The 15,398-nt window shown below is 71.5% G+C and carries 12 protein-coding genes and 3 pseudogenes; 5 read left to right on the plus strand and 10 right to left on the minus strand.

The window, feature by feature from the left end:
• Positions 1–88 precede the first annotated feature (88 nt).
• From ACWD3D_RS21265 to ACWD3D_RS21275, 3 genes are all read right to left on the minus strand, one after another.
• Positions 89–715: a hypothetical protein gene (locus tag ACWD3D_RS21265; protein ID WP_451462402.1), complete on the minus strand. Its 627-nt coding sequence runs from the start codon at positions 713–715 to the stop codon at positions 89–91.
• A gap of 156 nt (positions 716–871) precedes the next feature.
• Positions 872–1,252: a PPOX class F420-dependent oxidoreductase gene (locus tag ACWD3D_RS21270; protein WP_451462403.1), complete on the minus strand. Its 381-nt coding sequence runs from the start codon at positions 1,250–1,252 to the stop codon at positions 872–874.
• Positions 1,253–1,448: 196 nt separating this feature from the next.
• The gene (locus ACWD3D_RS21275; protein ID WP_451462404.1) at positions 1,449–1,760 is read right to left on the minus strand and encodes a helix-turn-helix domain-containing protein; all 312 of its coding nucleotides are present in this window, start codon (positions 1,758–1,760) and stop codon (positions 1,449–1,451) included.
• A gap of 218 nt (positions 1,761–1,978) precedes the next feature.
• Here ACWD3D_RS21275 and ACWD3D_RS21280 point away from each other — a divergent pair.
• A pseudogene (locus ACWD3D_RS21280) lies at positions 1,979–2,152 on the plus strand (type I methionyl aminopeptidase); the annotation flags it as partial.
• Between the two features lie 304 nt (positions 2,153–2,456).
• On the opposite strand, the gene ggt reads toward ACWD3D_RS21280, so the two are convergent.
• The 3 genes from ggt to ACWD3D_RS21295 all read right to left on the minus strand — a co-directional run bounded on the left by ggt (position 2,457) and on the right by ACWD3D_RS21295 (position 6,552).
• The gene (gene ggt / locus ACWD3D_RS21285; protein ID WP_451462405.1) at positions 2,457–4,268 is read right to left on the minus strand and encodes a gamma-glutamyltransferase; all 1,812 of its coding nucleotides are present in this window, start codon (positions 4,266–4,268) and stop codon (positions 2,457–2,459) included.
• 241 nt (positions 4,269–4,509) lie between these two features.
• Positions 4,510–4,941: a DoxX family protein gene (locus tag ACWD3D_RS21290; protein ID WP_451462406.1), complete on the minus strand. Its 432-nt coding sequence runs from the start codon at positions 4,939–4,941 to the stop codon at positions 4,510–4,512.
• A 207-nt stretch (positions 4,942–5,148) separates the two neighbouring features.
• Positions 5,149–6,552 (minus strand): cellulase family glycosylhydrolase, encoded by a 1,404-nt coding sequence (locus ACWD3D_RS21295; RefSeq protein ID WP_451462407.1) that lies wholly within the window; start codon positions 6,550–6,552, stop codon positions 5,149–5,151.
• A 767-nt stretch (positions 6,553–7,319) separates the two neighbouring features.
• Between ACWD3D_RS21295 and ACWD3D_RS21300 the strand changes: the two genes are divergently transcribed.
• Positions 7,320–8,462 (plus strand): lytic polysaccharide monooxygenase auxiliary activity family 9 protein, encoded by a 1,143-nt coding sequence (locus tag ACWD3D_RS21300; protein ID WP_451462408.1) that lies wholly within the window; start codon positions 7,320–7,322, stop codon positions 8,460–8,462.
• A gap of 295 nt (positions 8,463–8,757) precedes the next feature.
• Positions 8,758–9,501 (plus strand): hypothetical protein, encoded by a 744-nt coding sequence (locus tag ACWD3D_RS21305; protein ID WP_451462409.1) that lies wholly within the window; start codon positions 8,758–8,760, stop codon positions 9,499–9,501.
• A gap of 105 nt (positions 9,502–9,606) precedes the next feature.
• Here the strand turns inward: ACWD3D_RS21305 and ACWD3D_RS21310 are convergent, their stop codons facing one another.
• From ACWD3D_RS21310 to ACWD3D_RS21320, 3 genes are all read right to left on the minus strand, one after another.
• Positions 9,607–10,404: a response regulator transcription factor gene (locus ACWD3D_RS21310; RefSeq protein ID WP_451462410.1), complete on the minus strand. Its 798-nt coding sequence runs from the start codon at positions 10,402–10,404 to the stop codon at positions 9,607–9,609.
• A gap of 233 nt (positions 10,405–10,637) precedes the next feature.
• Positions 10,638–11,849, minus strand: coding sequence for an XdhC family protein (locus ACWD3D_RS21315; protein WP_451462413.1), 1,212 nt, complete (start codon positions 11,847–11,849; stop codon positions 10,638–10,640).
• Between the two features lie 239 nt (positions 11,850–12,088).
• Positions 12,089–12,610 carry a MarR family winged helix-turn-helix transcriptional regulator gene (locus ACWD3D_RS21320; protein WP_451462411.1) on the minus strand — a complete coding sequence of 174 codons (522 nt, stop codon included), beginning with the start codon at positions 12,608–12,610 and terminating at the stop codon, positions 12,089–12,091.
• A gap of 73 nt (positions 12,611–12,683) precedes the next feature.
• Between ACWD3D_RS21320 and ACWD3D_RS21325 the strand changes: the two genes are divergently transcribed.
• Both ACWD3D_RS21325 and ACWD3D_RS21330 read left to right on the plus strand, forming a co-directional pair.
• Complete coding sequence (locus ACWD3D_RS21325; RefSeq protein WP_451462412.1) at positions 12,684–14,210, plus strand: MFS transporter; 1,527 nt, start codon at positions 12,684–12,686, stop codon at positions 14,208–14,210.
• Positions 14,211–14,231: 21 nt separating this feature from the next.
• A pseudogene (locus tag ACWD3D_RS21330) lies at positions 14,232–14,900 on the plus strand (LLM class flavin-dependent oxidoreductase); the annotation flags it as partial.
• A 402-nt stretch (positions 14,901–15,302) separates the two neighbouring features.
• Here the strand turns inward: ACWD3D_RS21330 and ACWD3D_RS21335 are convergent.
• A pseudogene (locus tag ACWD3D_RS21335) lies at positions 15,303–15,398 on the minus strand (DNA-binding response regulator); the annotation flags it as partial.

A 15,398-nucleotide genomic window follows, 5' to 3' on the forward strand; every position in this document is an offset into this window, starting at 1 on the left:
AGCTCCACGCTGATCGAGCCCATGCCACCGAGGGAGTACGCGGAGATCCTCGGCTGGCCCGCGGTCTTCGAGGCGACCGCGCACCGCGTCAGGGTACGCCCCGATCCCGCACGTCGGCGCCCTCGGCGCCCTCGGCGCCGGGAGCGGGGGGAGCGCCGGTAGCGCGGGGAGCGCCGGGAGCGTCGGGTACGTCTCCCCGACCGCCACTCTCCGGCCTGAACCAGTCGCGCGGGGCCGCGATCGCCGCCAGCCGACTGCGGAGCTCGGCACAACGCGCTAAGGCGCGGCCGTGATCGTCCTGGGCCCAGGCGAGTGCTTGCCGGTCGGCGCCCCGCGCTCCGCCCGCTCCTGCGGCCCGCAGCCGGCGCGCCGCCTCCTCCTGCTCGTGAACCATCAACTCCAGTCGCCGGTGCAGCTCCTGGCGTCCACCCGGACGCCGGTCGTAGGCCGCCGCCGATGCGGAGTAGAGGGAGGCGGCCCGCACGGACTCCTGTTCGGCGAATCGTGCACCGTGGAGGGCGGCCAGATCCTGCAGAAGCGACTCGACCACGTCCCAGGGCGGTATCTCGACCCCGTCGAAGCAGGCCCTCATCCCGGCGGGGTCACGCCGGACAAAAACTCCGTACCAACCGCTCCCGGGGTCCAGACGGGCGGCCAGCTCCCCCAGGTACCGCGCGAACTCGTCCACTTCGACCACGTGTTGATGCACCGTCATCGCCGCCCTCGTCGGCCCTCGGCTGGAACCCTCCAGTCAGCTCGCATTCGACCGCAGCCGTGTTACGACGCGGCTACGCCCACTTTTCGAGTCCGAGGCACCGACATCACGGACCACAGGGCCGCGTGGCGCAACCCCTCCGGGCGGGGCACCTTCTCAGAAGGTCACCGCGATCCCGGTGTGCGGCCGCTTCCCGAGCCGTACGACCATGGCCGGCCAGTCGACCAGCCGGAACTTCCAGGTGTACTTGCGGGCCAGCGCCTTGCGTACGGCCACCATGTCCGCCCCTTCGAGGAGCCGGGCGGTGCCCTCGGCGCTCGGCGCGCCCTCGGCGATCCGGCCCTTGACGTCGCAGACCGTGACACGAACCCTCGCGGTGTGGCGCAGCCGCTTCACCTTCCACGAGTCGGAGCGGGTCCAGACGTAAAGCGTCCCGCCGTCGGCCGCCGCCCATACGGGCGTGGCGACGGGGGTGCCGTCCTTGCGGTAGGTGGTCAGGCTGACGTACTCGCTGCGGGCGAAGTCCTGGAGAGTCACGGCCCGAGCCTAGTGCCGCGTCGGTCAAGGTTCGCCCGTCGAGGAGCGGCGTCAGGTGCGTGCGCTCCGGCCGGAAGCCCCCGTACTGGACGCACTCGGGCCTTCGGCCGGTGCGGCGAGGTGCCGGGCATCGCCCGCCCTACGGGAAGGGGGCAGTCACGTCCCAAGGGGCAAGCCATGGGCTCGATCACGACCCTCAGGCGCCCAGCGGCAGCAGGTACCCGGCGGGGACGGGCGCCGGTCCCGCGGGTTCCGCCGTGCCGGGCTCCTCGGCGCAGCCCGCGAGGATCTCGTCCAGAGTGAGCCCGAGAGCGGTGGCGATGGCCGCGACGGTGAAGAAGGCAGGCGTCGGGGCGCGGCCGGTCTCGATTTTTCGGAGGGTCTCGGCGGAGAGGCCGGCACTCGCCGCGACGGCGACCATGCTGCGCCCACCGCGGGCCTCACGGAGCAGAGCGCCGAGCCGCTCGCCGCGGCGGCGCTCTTCGGGGGTCAGGGGCGTTCGAACCATGCCGTCATTCTAATACCGCCTCGATCGGTATAGTAATTGGCGTGGTGCGGCTCAGGACGGAAACCGGCCTGGCAGCGATGCGCGAGGCCGGCAGAGTCGTGGCGCAGATGCTGAACGCCGTACGCGAGGCGGCGCGGACCGGCGTCGGTCCCAGGGGAATCGACGCGGGCGCGACGCTGGACGGCTGGGCCGGGGACTCCCTGCGCAGCGGCATGGTGCCGGCCAACGGCATGGTGCCGGCCATCGAGCCGGTACTGATCGCCGGCGGTGGGGACCGCTTCCGGCCGGGCGCCGACGGCTGAACGCTGCGGACCACGGAAGGCAGCCGGGCCGCCCACGCCGAGCACACGGTGGCCATCACCGACGACGGCCCCCGCATCCCGACGGCGCTCCGACGGACCCGGCGTTCTTGCCGAACGGCGGACGGATGGACGGACCGGCCCGCCGGACTCACCGCACGTTCGCGGGCCGCCCGGTGGCACGCTCGTGACCTCCGCCGTCTGCCGTTCGATCCCTCCGCTGCGCCAGCGCGCCGGGCCGCTGTTCGCCCAGCACAGAGGTGGTCATCCACCCGGCAAGTCGTCCGCCGTGGATTCCGGCTGCTGCGGGCAGGCTCCCTCCTCTGCCTGCCCGCAGTCCCGCACAGCACCGACCGGGTCCACGCTCACCCGGGCGTCGGCAGCCGGGGTGAAACGATCAGCGCCTGCCGTCGCTCGGCGTCACCACCATCGCCGAGCCGCCGCCCCGGCGTACCGTCTCCGCCGCCGCGAGCCACCGCCCGTCGGGCAGTCGCTCGATGCCGGTGGCCGCGCCGATCTCCGGGTTCAGCTTGAACACGTGCCCCAGGGACTCCAGTTGGGCCCGCAGCGGGCTGTCCCACAGAGCGGGCTCGATCTCGGTGGCCGCGGCGTTGCGCTGGCTGGCGCGAGGCGCCGCGATGGCGTCGACGAGCGGGAGCCCGCGGTCGAGCCGACCGGTCAGGGTCTGGAGCACGGTGGTGATGATGGTCGCTCCGCCGGGCGAGCCGAGCGCCAGTACCGGCTTCCCGTGGTCGAGCACGATCGTCGGCGAGATCGAGGAGCGCGGGCGCTTGCCCGGACCGGGCAGGTTCGGGTCGTGCACGGCCGGGTTGGCGGGCGCGAAGGAGAAGTCCGTCAGCTCGTTGTTGAGCAGGAATCCGCGTCCGGGGACCGTGATGCCGCTGCCGCCGGTGGACTCGATGGTGAGGGTGTAGGCGACGACGTTGCCCCACTTGTCGGCGGCCGTCAGATGGGTGGTGTTCTCCCCCTCGAAGGTCGTGGGGGCGGCGGTCCCGCCCGTCGCACAGGGGGTCGGGGACTTGGGGTCCCCGGGCGCCAGTGGGCTGGTGAGCACGGCGTCGTCGCGGACGAGGCAGGCGCGCGAGTCGGCGAACCGCTGACTGAGCAGTCCCGCCGTCGGCACGTCTTCGAACGCGGGGTCGCCGACCCAGCGCCCCCGGTCCGCGAAGGCGATCCGGCTCGCCTCGATGAACCGGTGCAGGTACTGCGCCTGGCTCGCCTTCGCGAGGTCGGTGGACTCCAGGATGTTGAGGGCCTCACCGACGCTGGTCCCGCCGGACGAGGAGGGGGCGATGCCGTAGACGTCGAGCCCCCGGTAGCCCACCGCGGTCGGCGCCTGCCGCAGCGCCCGGTACGCCTTCAGGTCCTTGGCCGACAGGTCGCCCGCCCGCGCGACGCGGCCGGACGCCGGGTCGACGGGAGGATTGCGCACGGTGCGCACGATGTCCTCGGCCAGATCGCCCCGGTAGAGCTCCTCGACCCCTTCGCGGCCGAGCTTCTCGTACGTACGGGCCAGGTCCGCGTTCTTGAAAACCGAGCCCACGAGCGGCAGTTCACCACCGGGCAGGAAGAGTTTCGCGGTCGCGGGGAAGTCCGCGAACCGCTCCTGGTTCCCCTCGGTCTGGCTGCGGAAGGTGCCGTCCACGACGAACCCGTCACGGGCCAGGCGTTCGGCGGGCCTCAGCAGCGTGCCCAGCGACTTGGTGCCCCAGGCGTCGAGCGCCTTGTCCCAGGTGGCGGGGGTGCCGGGGGTGCCGATGCTCAGTCCGCTGGTGACGGCGTCATTGAAGGCGAGCGGCTTGCCGTTCTCCAGGAAGAGCGAGGAGTCCGCGCTGCGGGGCGCCGTCTCGCGGCCGTCGATGGTCTGCACGGTACGGGACTTGGCGTCGTAGTAAACGAAGTATCCGCCACCGCCGATCCCGGCCGAGTACGGTTCGGTGACGCCGAGCGCGGCGGCCGTCGCCACGGCCGCGTCCACGGCGTTGCCGCCCTTGCGCAGCACCTCGATACCGGCCGCGGTGGCGTCCGCGTCCACACTGGCCACCGCTCCCCCGTACCCGGCGGCCACCGGCGTCTTGGCCGGTAAGCCTGGTCGTGGCGACGATCCTGCGGGGGCTGCCGCCCCGACGGACGCCACCACGGCGAGCACTGCCAGGACCGATACGTTCCGTCCGACGGGACGACGCATGCGTACCTCCAGTTGAGAACCGTCCGCGCAGAGTAACCCCGGCCCGGCCGGATCGTCAGGACCGCCTCGAACGGGCCCCGGATGTCACGCCGAGGCCCCGTTACCCGCGTGCGGCCCCGGCCCGCGTCACGGACGCCGTTGGTCCGTCACGCGGGCCGGGGCCGCCGCCCGGGACCGGTCCCGCCACCCGGGATGCCGGGAATCGGGGAAGCGTCTGCGGAACCGGACCCTGGAACGGGGCTCAGCGCGGGGTGAGCGGTGCCTTTGTCCGTGCGTCGTCGCTTCGCGCCAGGACCTGGTCCAGGGCCCAACGCCCCGGGCCCATGGCCGCGATGAGGAGGAACGCCCAGCAGAACATGGCGGCTGCCTCACCGCCGTTCTCGATGGGAAGGAGCGCGGTCGCCTGGTGGGTGCCGAAGTAGGCGTACGCCATGGAGCCGGAGCAGATCACCGCCGATGCCCGGGTGCCGTAGCCCACCAGTACCAGGACGCCGCCGACCAGTTGGACGACCGCGGCCCACCATCCGGGCCACTCCCACAGCTGCGGGGAAACGCCGTGGGGGCCACCGAACACGCCGAACAGCGTTGCCGCCCCGTGGCAGGAGAACAGCAACCCGACGATGGCACGGAACAGTCCGAGTACACCGTCACGGTATTTGTCGAGCAGACCCATGGTGCTTTCCTCACTCTCGTGTGATCCCGGACAGTGGGGGATGTCCGTCCGGAGTGGCTGTGGGTGGCCGGGTGCGTTCCGGCACGACACGTCCGACTCGACGCCGGAAGGAACGGCGCCGGGGCGGGGCTCCGGCACGGCCGGAACCCCGTCACGGGCCGACGGGCAGCTGGAGCGGACGGGTCAGTCGGTGGGGCGACTGGTGGATCAGCCGGTGGGGAAGTTGTCGGAGGTGCTGATCCGGCTCTTGAGCAGCGTCCCCGACTCGGTCAGCACGCCGCTGCTGCTGTAGTCGCTTCCGTCACAGGTGCCGGGCTGGAACGCCGCACTGCTCTCGGGGGCGTCGCTGTAGGTCCAGTTCGCGTACCCGATCTTCAGCTGATCGAGCAGGTCCAGCCAGGCCGTGGTGCTCTGCCGGTCCAACGCGCCGCCACCGGTGGCACTCACGGTTCCGAACTCGGTGACGAACATCGGCAGTTGAGTGGCCGCACGGCTCAGTACGGCACGGTAGTTGTCCTTGTGGCTGGCAGCGTAGAAGTGGAACGCGTACATGATGTTGGCGGCATTGACGGGGTTGTTGACGACCTCGCTCTCACTGGATCCGTCGGAGACTCCCAGCGAGGACCAGCCGCGGGTGCCGACGACGACGACGGCGTCCGGGTCGGCGGCCCGGATCACCGGGATGACCTGCTCGGCATAGCTCTTGATGCCCGCCCAGCTCACACCGTTGGGCTCATTGGCGATCTCGTAGATCACGTTCTTCTTGTTCGCGTTGCGGGCGGCGACGGACGCGAAGAACGTCTTCGCGCGCGCGAGGTTGTAGTTCGGGTCGCCCGGCGTCAGCGTGTGAAAATCGATCAGTGCGTACATGCCACGGGCTTCGGCCATGTCGACGAGGCTGTTCACCCGGCTGGTGAAGCCCGCCGGGTCGGTCTCGTAGCCGTCTTCCTGCACGTACATGGCGATGCGCAGCAGGTCCGCCTTCCAGTCGTGCGCCAGGGCGTCCATGGAGGCGTCGTTGTAGCAGCCGCTGAACCACTGGATGCCGTGGGTGCTCATCCCGCGCAACTGGATGGGGCGGTTGTACTGGTTGCACAGGTTCACGCCGCAGACGTGCACCTGCCCGTTGGTCTCCACCGGGGTACCGGTGCTCGGCACGGGCGTGGTCGGGTCGGGCGTCGGGTCGGGAGTCGGGGTGCCGCCGCCGACGGTGCCCGTGCAGGCGACGCCGTTGAGCGTGAACGCCGTGGGCTTCGGGTTGGAGCCCGTGTAGGAGCCGGTGAATCCGACGTCGACCGCCGCGCCGGTGGCCAGTGACCGGTTCCAGTCGAGGCCGACGGTGGTGACCGTCGAACCGGACTGCGTCCAGGTGGCGTTCCAGCCCTGGACGAGCTTCTGCCCCGCGTCCGGCATGGTGAACGCGAGCGTCCACGCGGACACGGGATCACCCAGGTTGGTGATCTTCACTCCGGCCTGGAATCCGCCCTGCCACTGACTGGCGATCGTGTAGTCGACCTTGCATCCGGCGGCAGCCACCGCCTGGGGGCTGAACAGGGTCGCGAGACCCAGGACCGTCGCGCAGGTCGCCAGTAGGGCCAGAAGGCGTTTCACGGCATTCCTCCTCGTACGCAGAGGGGTACGCGGCAGGAAGGCTCCCGCAGCGTGCCGCCCCGGAGCGGTCCAGCACGCCGGCACGGGCCTGGGCGCGGGACCGTGGGGGCCGGCCCGCCATCGCCGTGACAGCGCCACTCGGACCGTTGGAGCCGGCCCGAAAGGTTTCGGGGTGCACCGCTACGGGAGCGCGAGGGGCCGCGTAACCGAGGGATTTGAAGTGGGAGCGCTCCCAATCTCAGGGGTCGCGCGACAGGTCGTCAAGCTCTTGGACACGATTCGCCGCCGTCGGCGCGTACGAGGCGGCGCCGTGCCACCTGCGGACCGCGAGGCGGCACCCCCGGCCGCGGGCAGTGCGACCGGCCCGGGAGCCGCCGCCGGGAGAAGGCATCCCCATGTCACCGGCGCGCACGGAGGGAGTACGTCGCCACACCTCGTCACCCGCCCCGGCGCACCGCTCCCGAACCGGTCCTCAGACATTCCGGTCCGATGGGTTGTCAGGGTCATGACGCACTCCTACAGTTTCCGTGAACGCAACAATGGGAGCGCTCCCAATACAGGCGGTCCAGGCACTCCCGATTCACTGACCGCCCCGTCCAGCCACCGCTCCGCCAACGCTTTCCCACGGCCCGACAACCGCGCACTCGACGCTGTGGCCGCCGTACGCGCCCGGTCCTGCAACCTCCTGCTCCCGAAGAGCCGACCCGTCATGAGCGCAGGAGGCAGGCCCACAGGAGGACAACCCCACACAGGCACTGGAGACTTCCATGGTTCGACACAAGAGACGACTCGTCTCCCTGGCGGCGGTGTTCGCGACGCTGCTGGGCGGGATCGCCCTGGCCCTGCTGGGCCAGGGCAACGCGCAGGCGCACGGCGTCGCGATGGCGCCGGGATCGCGGACCTACCTCTGCTGGCTGGACGCCAAGACCAGCACGGGCTCTCTGGACCCGACGAACCCGGCGTGCAAGGCCGCTCTCGCCGAGAGCGGCGCGAACTCGCTGTACAACTGGTTCGCCGTGCTCGACTCCAACGCCGGTGGACGAGGCGCGGGTTACGTACCGGACGGAAAGCTGTGCAGCGCCGGTGACAAGTCGCCGTACAACTTCACCGGCTACAACGCCCCCCGCGCCGACTGGCCCCGCACGCACCTGACCTCCGGCAGTACGATCGAGGTCGATCACAGCAACTGGGCCGCCCACCCGGGCGAGTTCCGGGTGTACGTGTCCAAGGCCGGCTACTCCCCCAGCACCGAACTGGGCTGGGACGACCTGGAGCTGATCCAGACCGTCAGCAACCCGCCGGCGATCGGATCACCGGGTACCGACGGTGGCCACTACTACTGGAACACGACCCTGCCGTCGGGCCGCTCGGGTGACGCGGTGATGTTCATCCAGTGGGTTCGCTCGGACAGCCAGGAGAACTTCTTCTCCTGCTCCGACATCGTCTTCGACGGCGGCAAGGGCGAGGTGACCGGCATCCGTGGCGCGGGCACCACGCCGACCCCCACGCCGACCCCCACACCCACACCGACCCCCACGCCGACGCCCACACCGACGCCGACGCCGACCCCGACGCCCACTCCGACTCCCACCGACCCGCACACCGGCTGCATGGCCGTCTACAGCGTGACCAACTCCTGGAGCGGCGGCTTCCAGGGCTCCGTCGAAGTCATGAACCACGACACGACCGCGCGTGACGGCTGGGCCGTGAAGTGGACGCCCGGCACGGGCACCAAGGTCAACAGTGTCTGGAACGGCGCACTGACCACCGGGTCCGACGGCACTCTGACGGTCAAGAACGTCGACTACAACCGGACCATCCCGCCGGACGGAAGCGTCACCTTCGGCTTCACGGCGACATCGACCGGCAACAACTTCCCGATCGGCTCGATCGGCTGCGTCAACCCGTAGCCGCTGGAGGAAGCAGCGCCGGTTCCAAGCAGTGCCGGTTCCCCCGTCGGGCGGGAACCGGCACTGTCGTCCGTCGACCCGGGGCGGGGCGCCGCACGGCGTCGCACGGCGTCGCACGGCGGAGGAGCGTTCGCGTACGGGATGCGGCGGGCCGTTCCGACGACGCGGCAAGGTGTCGACGCTGTCGTCGCGCACCCGCCAGCACCCTGGGGGAGGATTTTTCGGGGCGGGTTACCGGACGGATCACCAGGACCGCCTCGAACAGGCACCCGGATGCCCGCTACTATCCCCGGCCATGACCGACGACGTACGCAACATCGTGCTGGGCGTCATAGCCGCAGGGATAAGCGCCGCTCTCGGCTGGATCGCCCGTACCTACCTCTGGCGCCGCAAACTCCGCCGCAAGCAGGCGTTCTTCGGGCTTCCGGCCAACTCCGAATGCCTGCTCGTCGTCAACCGGGACCCGGGGACGGAGGGCGCGGTGCACCGTCACGACGTCTTCGCCCTGCTGGAACTCTCGGCGATGATCAAGGACTGCGACGCTCATGCGCAGATCCTCTCCCACGACACGGCTCGGCAGGGTTTCGGCGAACGCACGGAATACTGCGTGGGCGGGCCCGGGTCGAACCGGCGCATGGCCGCGCACCTCCAGTCGCTGCTTCCCGGGGTACGGGTGAACACCGACCGCAAGCCGGGTCCTGACCGGTCCTCGTTCCTCATCGGCACGGAGCGCTACCCGGCGGAGAAGGGGCTCCTGGAACACGTCCTGCTGGCCCGCCTGAGCATCGGCAGGGACGCCCGCCCGGTGTTCCTCTTCTGCGGCCAGCACGCCATCACCAACCAGGCGGCGGCCCGCTATCTCACCCGCAACTACGAGAAGCTGGCGCGCACCTACCGCGACTCGACCTTCTGCCTGCTGCTGAAGGTCGTCAACTCCGAGGCGTACGGCCCCGACGTGGTGGAACTCGTCGCCGACGTGACCCGCGCCGCACGGACCCCGCTCCCCGCGGCGGCTCCCGCCGCCGGAGCCACCGACTGAGCGGCGGCATCCGGCGGCACGGCCGGGAACGGCATTCCGGAATCCGGACCGGCAAGGATTTCTTGTGAAGGAAATCCAGTGAGACCGTCATGGGCGCGTGACGGGTCAACCACTTCCGAGCTTGAATCCGACCCCTCGCACCGTAATGATCCATCCGTTCGCGCCCAATTTTCCACGGAGGCTGCTGACGTGGGTGTCCACGGTCCGCCTGGACCAGGAATCTCCCCACACCTGCTGGAGCAACCTCTTTCTCGGAATTACGGTGTCCGGGTACGAGGCGAGCACGCAGAGAAGATCGAATTCCTTGCGGGTCAGCCCCACGTGCCGTCCGGCGAGACGGACTTCACGGGAATTCACGTCGATGTGCAGAGGACCTCGGTCGATCGCCGCGCCCGCGGAGCGCCGAGAGCGTACCCGGCGCATGACCGCGTCGATCCGGGCCATCAGCTCCCGGAACCCGTAAGGCTTGACGAGGTAGTCGTCGGCGCCGGACTGCAGCCCGAGGACGCGGTCGAGTTCGGAGCCGCGTGCGGTGACGACGATCATCGGCACGCAGCTCACCGCGCGGATTCCCTTGCACACCTCCAGTCCGTCCAGGTCGGGGAGATCAAGGTCCAACAGGACCAGGTCCACGTCCTCGTGGGCCTCCAGCGCCGCGCTTCCACGATCCACGGCGGCAACCTCGTGACCGTGCCGGCGCAGACCGTCCACCAGCGCGCAGGCCTCGGAGGCGTCGTTCTCCACGATGAGAATGCGCCAGCCGTCCGGCGCGGAGCGCGCGGCGTGGACCGGCAGCCCGACGGACGGCGACAGCACCGCGGCCGCCGCCCCGGCGCGGCGGGACAGCGCGGCCTCCTCCGGTATGAGAGGCCCCGGCAACCGCTGCGACGAAGTGTGCGACATTGTTGGCCCCCTGGACACGTTCGCGGAGTGCGGTCACGTAGGTGGGTGCAATTCTACGAACGGGACTAGCGAACCCACAGGGCCGCAGGGTAAAGAGACTGTTGCAGTCGCATGAAACAGTATCCAATATGTGGCCCATCACTTAGGGCTTGCAGGGAATTGCCCGCGCTCGTGCCGACCTGCACGCCCTCCCGTTTTCCGGCGTACCGAACCGCACCGCGGGTCGCCAACGGTCATCCGGGACTTCCCGCCCGAAGAGAGTGACGTAGGAACCGGGCAGCGATTTCCGGTGCCGCCGTATGCCCCTTCCCGTCCGCGGCGGGCGGCGCCGAGGACGAGCGGTGCAGCGGCAACTCGGTGGACGCGAGGGGGAGTCCGGTGCCGCCGTGCCGTCCGGCGACCAGCTGCGCGGCGACGGAGACGGCTGTCTCCTCCGGTGTACGGCCGCCGAGATCGAGCCCGATCGGCGAGGCGAGCCGGGCCAGTTGGGCCTCGGTGACGCCCTCTGCTCTCAGCCGCACCACCCGCTCGCCGTGCACCCGGCGGGAACCCATCGCTCCGACGTAGGCGACCGGCATCCGCAGGGCGAGGGCGAGCAGCGGCAGGTCGAACTTGGGGTCGTGGGTGACCACGCAGAGCACGGTCCGGGCGTCCACTTCGGTTCCCGCGAGGTAGCGGTGCGGCCAGTCGACGACCACCTCGTCCGCCCCGGGGAAGCGGGCCGGGGTGAGAAAGGCGGGCCGGGCGTCGCAGACGGTGACGCGGTAGCCGAGGAAGGCACCGATCCGCGTCAGCGCGGCGGCGAAGTCGTTGGCGCCGAAGACGATCAGACGGGGCGGAGGTGCCGAGGACTCGACGAACAGAGTGACCGGGCGCCCGCAGTACGAGCCGTCGGCCCCCAGGGTCACGGTGCCCGTCCGGCCGGCCGCGAGCAGCGCCGCGGCCTCCGCCGCGGCGGCCCCGTCCAGCCGGGGGTCACCACCGAGCGTCCCTGCGCGTGAGCCGTCCGGACGGACGGTCAGCAGGCCGCCACCCGGATGATCCGGCAGGCCGTCCAGCACCCGCACGAGCGCGACGCCGCTGCCGGCCGCCGCGTGGTCCAGCGCGTCGTCCAGCACCCGGGCGCCCCCGGCCGCCAGGACCGGGGTGACCAGGACGTCGATGACGCCGCCGCAGGTGAGGCCGACGGCGAAGGCGTCCTCGTCGCTGAAGCCGAATCGTTCCAGCAGGGCCTGCCCCTCGTCCAGGGCACGTTCACAGAGCTCGTGGACCGCCCCCTCCACGCAGCCCCCGGAGACCGAGCCGAGCACCGTGCCCGTCCGGTCCAGGGCGAGGGCCGCACCGGGCTGCCTCGGGGCGCTGCCCTGGACGCCGACCACGGTGGCCACCGCGAAATCCTTCCCCTCGGCCCGCCATCGACGCAGTTCTCCGGCCAAATCGAGCATTCGCCCCTCCTGGTGCGACTGGTGCGACTGGTGCGACTGGTGCGACTGGTGCGACAGATACCGCCGTGCCCCGCCGCACGCGCACGGCGCGCGGCACGGAACACGTCGGAACACGCGGAACACGCGGAACACGCGGAACACGCGAAGAAGCTCGGTTGATCCGAAACCGGAAACGTGCGCCCTACACCTCCGGCCCCCGCCGGGGCCGGGGCCGGGGCCGGGGCAGTGCCCCGGAGCCGTCAGCCGCCCGCGCGGTCGTCCGCGTCGAGGACGCGCCGCAGCAGCAGGGTGAGCGTCTCGCGCTCGTCCGGGTCCAGACAGGACAGGAAGGCGTCCTGGGACGCTTTGGCGACCTCGCCCAGTCGGCGTTGCTCCGCGGCACCCTCGTCCGTGAGTTCCACCAGCTGGCGCCGCCGGTCCGCCCGGTCCCGCGTGCGCCGCACCAGACCCCGCTCCTCGACGGTGTCGAGGTACCCGCCCAGATGGCTGCGCTGGAATCCCAGCCGGTCCGCCATGACGTGCTGGGGCAGCGGGCCGAAGTCGGCGAGCGCGGTGAGCGTGGCGAAGTGCGGCAGCCGGAGCCCCGAGCGGCCCACCGCGTCGACCAGGGCCTCGTGCCCGATGCGGGCCACGTGGCTGGCGACGTAGGAGGGCAGGGCCAGCAGGGTGGGCGGACGGAGCCCCTCCGGGAGCAGGTCCCCTCGCGGGCCGGCGCTCTCCGAGGGGGTGCCGCCGGGTCCGCACTGCTCGGTGTCGCTCATATCGGCATCGTACGCGAAGACAGTGCCTGGACGTAAGAGAGCCATCATGGAATGATTCCGTCGTGATATTAATTTGGCGCTCCCGCCCCGTTCCGCATACGGCGGCGCCCACGTCCCGGAGGACCGCTCGATGACCGATACGCCCACCACCCCCGCAGCGGACCAGGCCCCCGCCCCGGCCGCACGCTCCATCGCCGCACCGTTCGCCGCCCTGCTCCTCGCTGTGCTGTCCTTCTCGCTGATGCAGACGATGGTCGTGCCGGCGCTGCCCAACCTCCGGGAGGAGTTCGGCGCCTCGACGACCGGCGTCTCCTGGGTGATCAGCTCCTTCCTCCTGACCGCCTCCGTCGCCACCGCGCTGCTGGGCCGGGTCGGTGACATGTTCGGCAAGAAGCGGGTACTGATCGCGAGCCTCAGCGTCTTCGCCCTCGGCACCCTGCTCGCCACGCTGTCCGACTCCCTCGGCCTGCTGATCGCGGCCCGCGCCGTCCAGGGCGTCGGCTCGGCCGCCTTCCCGCTGGCCTTCGGCATCGTGCGCGACCAGTTCCCGCGCGAGCGGGTCCCGGTGGCCATCGGCCTGATCTCCTCCACCTTCGGCATCGGTTTCGGGGTGGGCCTGGTGATCCCGGGGCCGATCGTGGACGCGCTGGACTGGCACTGGATCTTCTGGCTCGGCCTGATCGTGATCCTGCTGGGCATCGCCGCCGTGGCCGCCTTCATCCAGGAGTCCTCGGTCCGCTCCCCCGGCCGCATCGACTGGCCCGGCGTCTTCCTGCTCAGCGCGGGCATCGTGGCGCTGCTGCTCGCCATCAGCCAGGGCAAGTCGTGGGGCTGGGCCTCGGTGTCGGTCATCGGCCTGTTCGTCGCCGCGCTCGTCCTGCTGGCGGTGTTCTGGTACGTGGAGACCAAGGTGCGCGAGCCGCTCATCGACATCGAGCTGCTGCGCCGCCCCGCGGTCCTGACCAGTCACATCACCGCACTCATCATCGGTTTCGGCATGTACGGGGCCTTCACCCTCGTCCCGCTGCTCGCGCAGACCCCCTCCCGGGCCGGGTACGGCTTCGACGCCTCGGTCACCGAGTCGGGGCTGTTCATGGTGCCGATGGCGGTGACCATGCTGTTCGCGAGTCCGCTCGCCGGACGGCTCGGCGCTGCCTTCGGCTGGAAGCTCCCGCTGGTGCTGGCCTGCCTGATCGGCGTGGTCGGCTTCGTCGTCTACGCGGCGGCGCACGACAGCGAGTGGGCCATGTACGCGGGTTCCGCCGTCCTCGGTATCGGTGTCGGGTTCGCCTTCGCGGCCCTCGCCAACCTCGTGGTCAGCGCCGTCGACCGCAGCCAGACGGGCCAGGCGACCGGCATCAACACCATCATGCGGACCATCGGAGGCTCGCTGGGCGCGCAGATCGCGGCGTCGCTGGTCGCGGCGGAGACGATCCCGGGCACGCCGATCCCCGTCGAGTCCGGCTACACCACGGCGTTCGTGATGTCCGCGATCGCCCTCGGCGTAGCCACCCTGGCCGCCCTGGCGGGTCCGGGTTCCCTGCGCCGCAAGGCCGTGGCACCCGCCCCCGCCCCGAGCAGCGGCCCCAGCGCCGCCTGACGATCCCAGGAGCCCACAGGCATGCCCGACTACGGACAAGACCTCCTCTTCGGCACCGTCCTGGTGCCTTCGGCAGGGGACGGCGACTCGGCCGTCGCCCTCGCCCGCACGGCCGACCGGGCCGGACTGGACCTGGTGAGCGTCCCGGACCACCCGTACCAGCCGGGCATGCTCGACGCCTGGGCGGCGCTCGCGGTCATCGCCGCGTCCACTACCCGGGTGCGGGTCTTCCCCAACGTGGCGAACCTGCCGCTGCGTCCGCCCGCCGTGCTGGCCCGTACGGCGGCGAGCCTGGATCTGCTGACCGGCGGACGCGTCGAGCTGGGTCTCGGCGCGGGGGCCTACTGGGACTCGATCGCCGCGGACGGCGGACCGCGCAGGACCCCCGGCGAGGCGGTCCGGGCGACCCGGGAGGCCATCGAGGTCATCCGGGCGCTCTGGACCCCGGGGCGGCAGGTCCGCCTCGACGGCAAGCACTACGGGCTCTACGGGGCCGCCTCCGGCCCCGCCCCGGCCCACCCCATGTCCCTGTGGGTCGGGGCGGTCGGTCCCCGGATGCTGGACCTGGTCGGGTCGGTGGGCGACGGCTGGCTGCCCAGCGTGCCGCACGTGCCCCCGGCACGCCTCGGGGCCGGCCACCGGATCGTCGACGAGGCCGCCGAACGGGCGGGTCGCGCTCCGGCGGACGTACGGCGGCTGTACAACCTCTCGCCGGGGCCGGGCGGCTTCCCCGAGGGGCCTCCCGCCGCGTGGCCGGAACAACTGGCCGCGCTGGCCCTGGAGCACGGCACCAGTGCCTTCCTGCTGCCGGCCCACCACCCGGATCTGCTGCGGACGTTCGGCGAGGAAGTGGCCCCGGCCACCCGGGAGCTGGTGGAACGGGCGCGCCGGGGCGACGGCGGGCAGGGGCCGAAGGCGCGGCCGGCAGCCGCCCCGGCGCCCCCGGCCCGCCGCCCGGCGGAGCCCTCCGGGGACGGGGACCGGCTCGCGGTGCGGGCCACCCCGCCGCCCGCCGAGCGCTTCTCCACCGAGCGGTTGTGGGACGAGTCGACCCGGCCCGTCGCACCGCCCGCCGGCCCGGAGCGGCGGCGGGACCCGGCCCTGCACCGGCTTCACCACGTAGTCGTCGGCGCCCGACTCCAGCCCCACCACCACGTCGATGTCGTCGCTGCGCGCGGTCAACAGGAT

The organism is Streptomyces sp. NPDC002690, assembly GCF_053592415.1.

Coding starts and splice junctions, on each gene's coding strand:
- ACWD3D_RS21315 (WP_451462413.1), bottom strand. CDS start 11,849: ATGCTCGATTTGGCCGGAGAACTGCGTCGATGGCGGGCCGAGGGGAAG.
- ACWD3D_RS21300 (WP_451462408.1), top strand. CDS start 7,320: ATGGTTCGACACAAGAGACGACTCGTCTCCCTGGCGGCGGTGTTCGCG.
- ggt (WP_451462405.1), bottom strand. CDS start 4,268: ATGCGTCGTCCCGTCGGACGGAACGTATCGGTCCTGGCAGTGCTCGCC.
- ACWD3D_RS21265 (WP_451462402.1), bottom strand. CDS start 715: ATGACGGTGCATCAACACGTGGTCGAAGTGGACGAGTTCGCGCGGTAC.
- ACWD3D_RS21310 (WP_451462410.1), bottom strand. CDS start 10,404: ATGTCGCACACTTCGTCGCAGCGGTTGCCGGGGCCTCTCATACCGGAG.
- ACWD3D_RS21305 (WP_451462409.1), top strand. CDS start 8,758: ATGACCGACGACGTACGCAACATCGTGCTGGGCGTCATAGCCGCAGGG.
- ACWD3D_RS21290 (WP_451462406.1), bottom strand. CDS start 4,941: ATGGGTCTGCTCGACAAATACCGTGACGGTGTACTCGGACTGTTCCGT.
- ACWD3D_RS21320 (WP_451462411.1), bottom strand. CDS start 12,610: ATGAGCGACACCGAGCAGTGCGGACCCGGCGGCACCCCCTCGGAGAGC.
- ACWD3D_RS21275 (WP_451462404.1), bottom strand. CDS start 1,760: ATGGTTCGAACGCCCCTGACCCCCGAAGAGCGCCGCCGCGGCGAGCGG.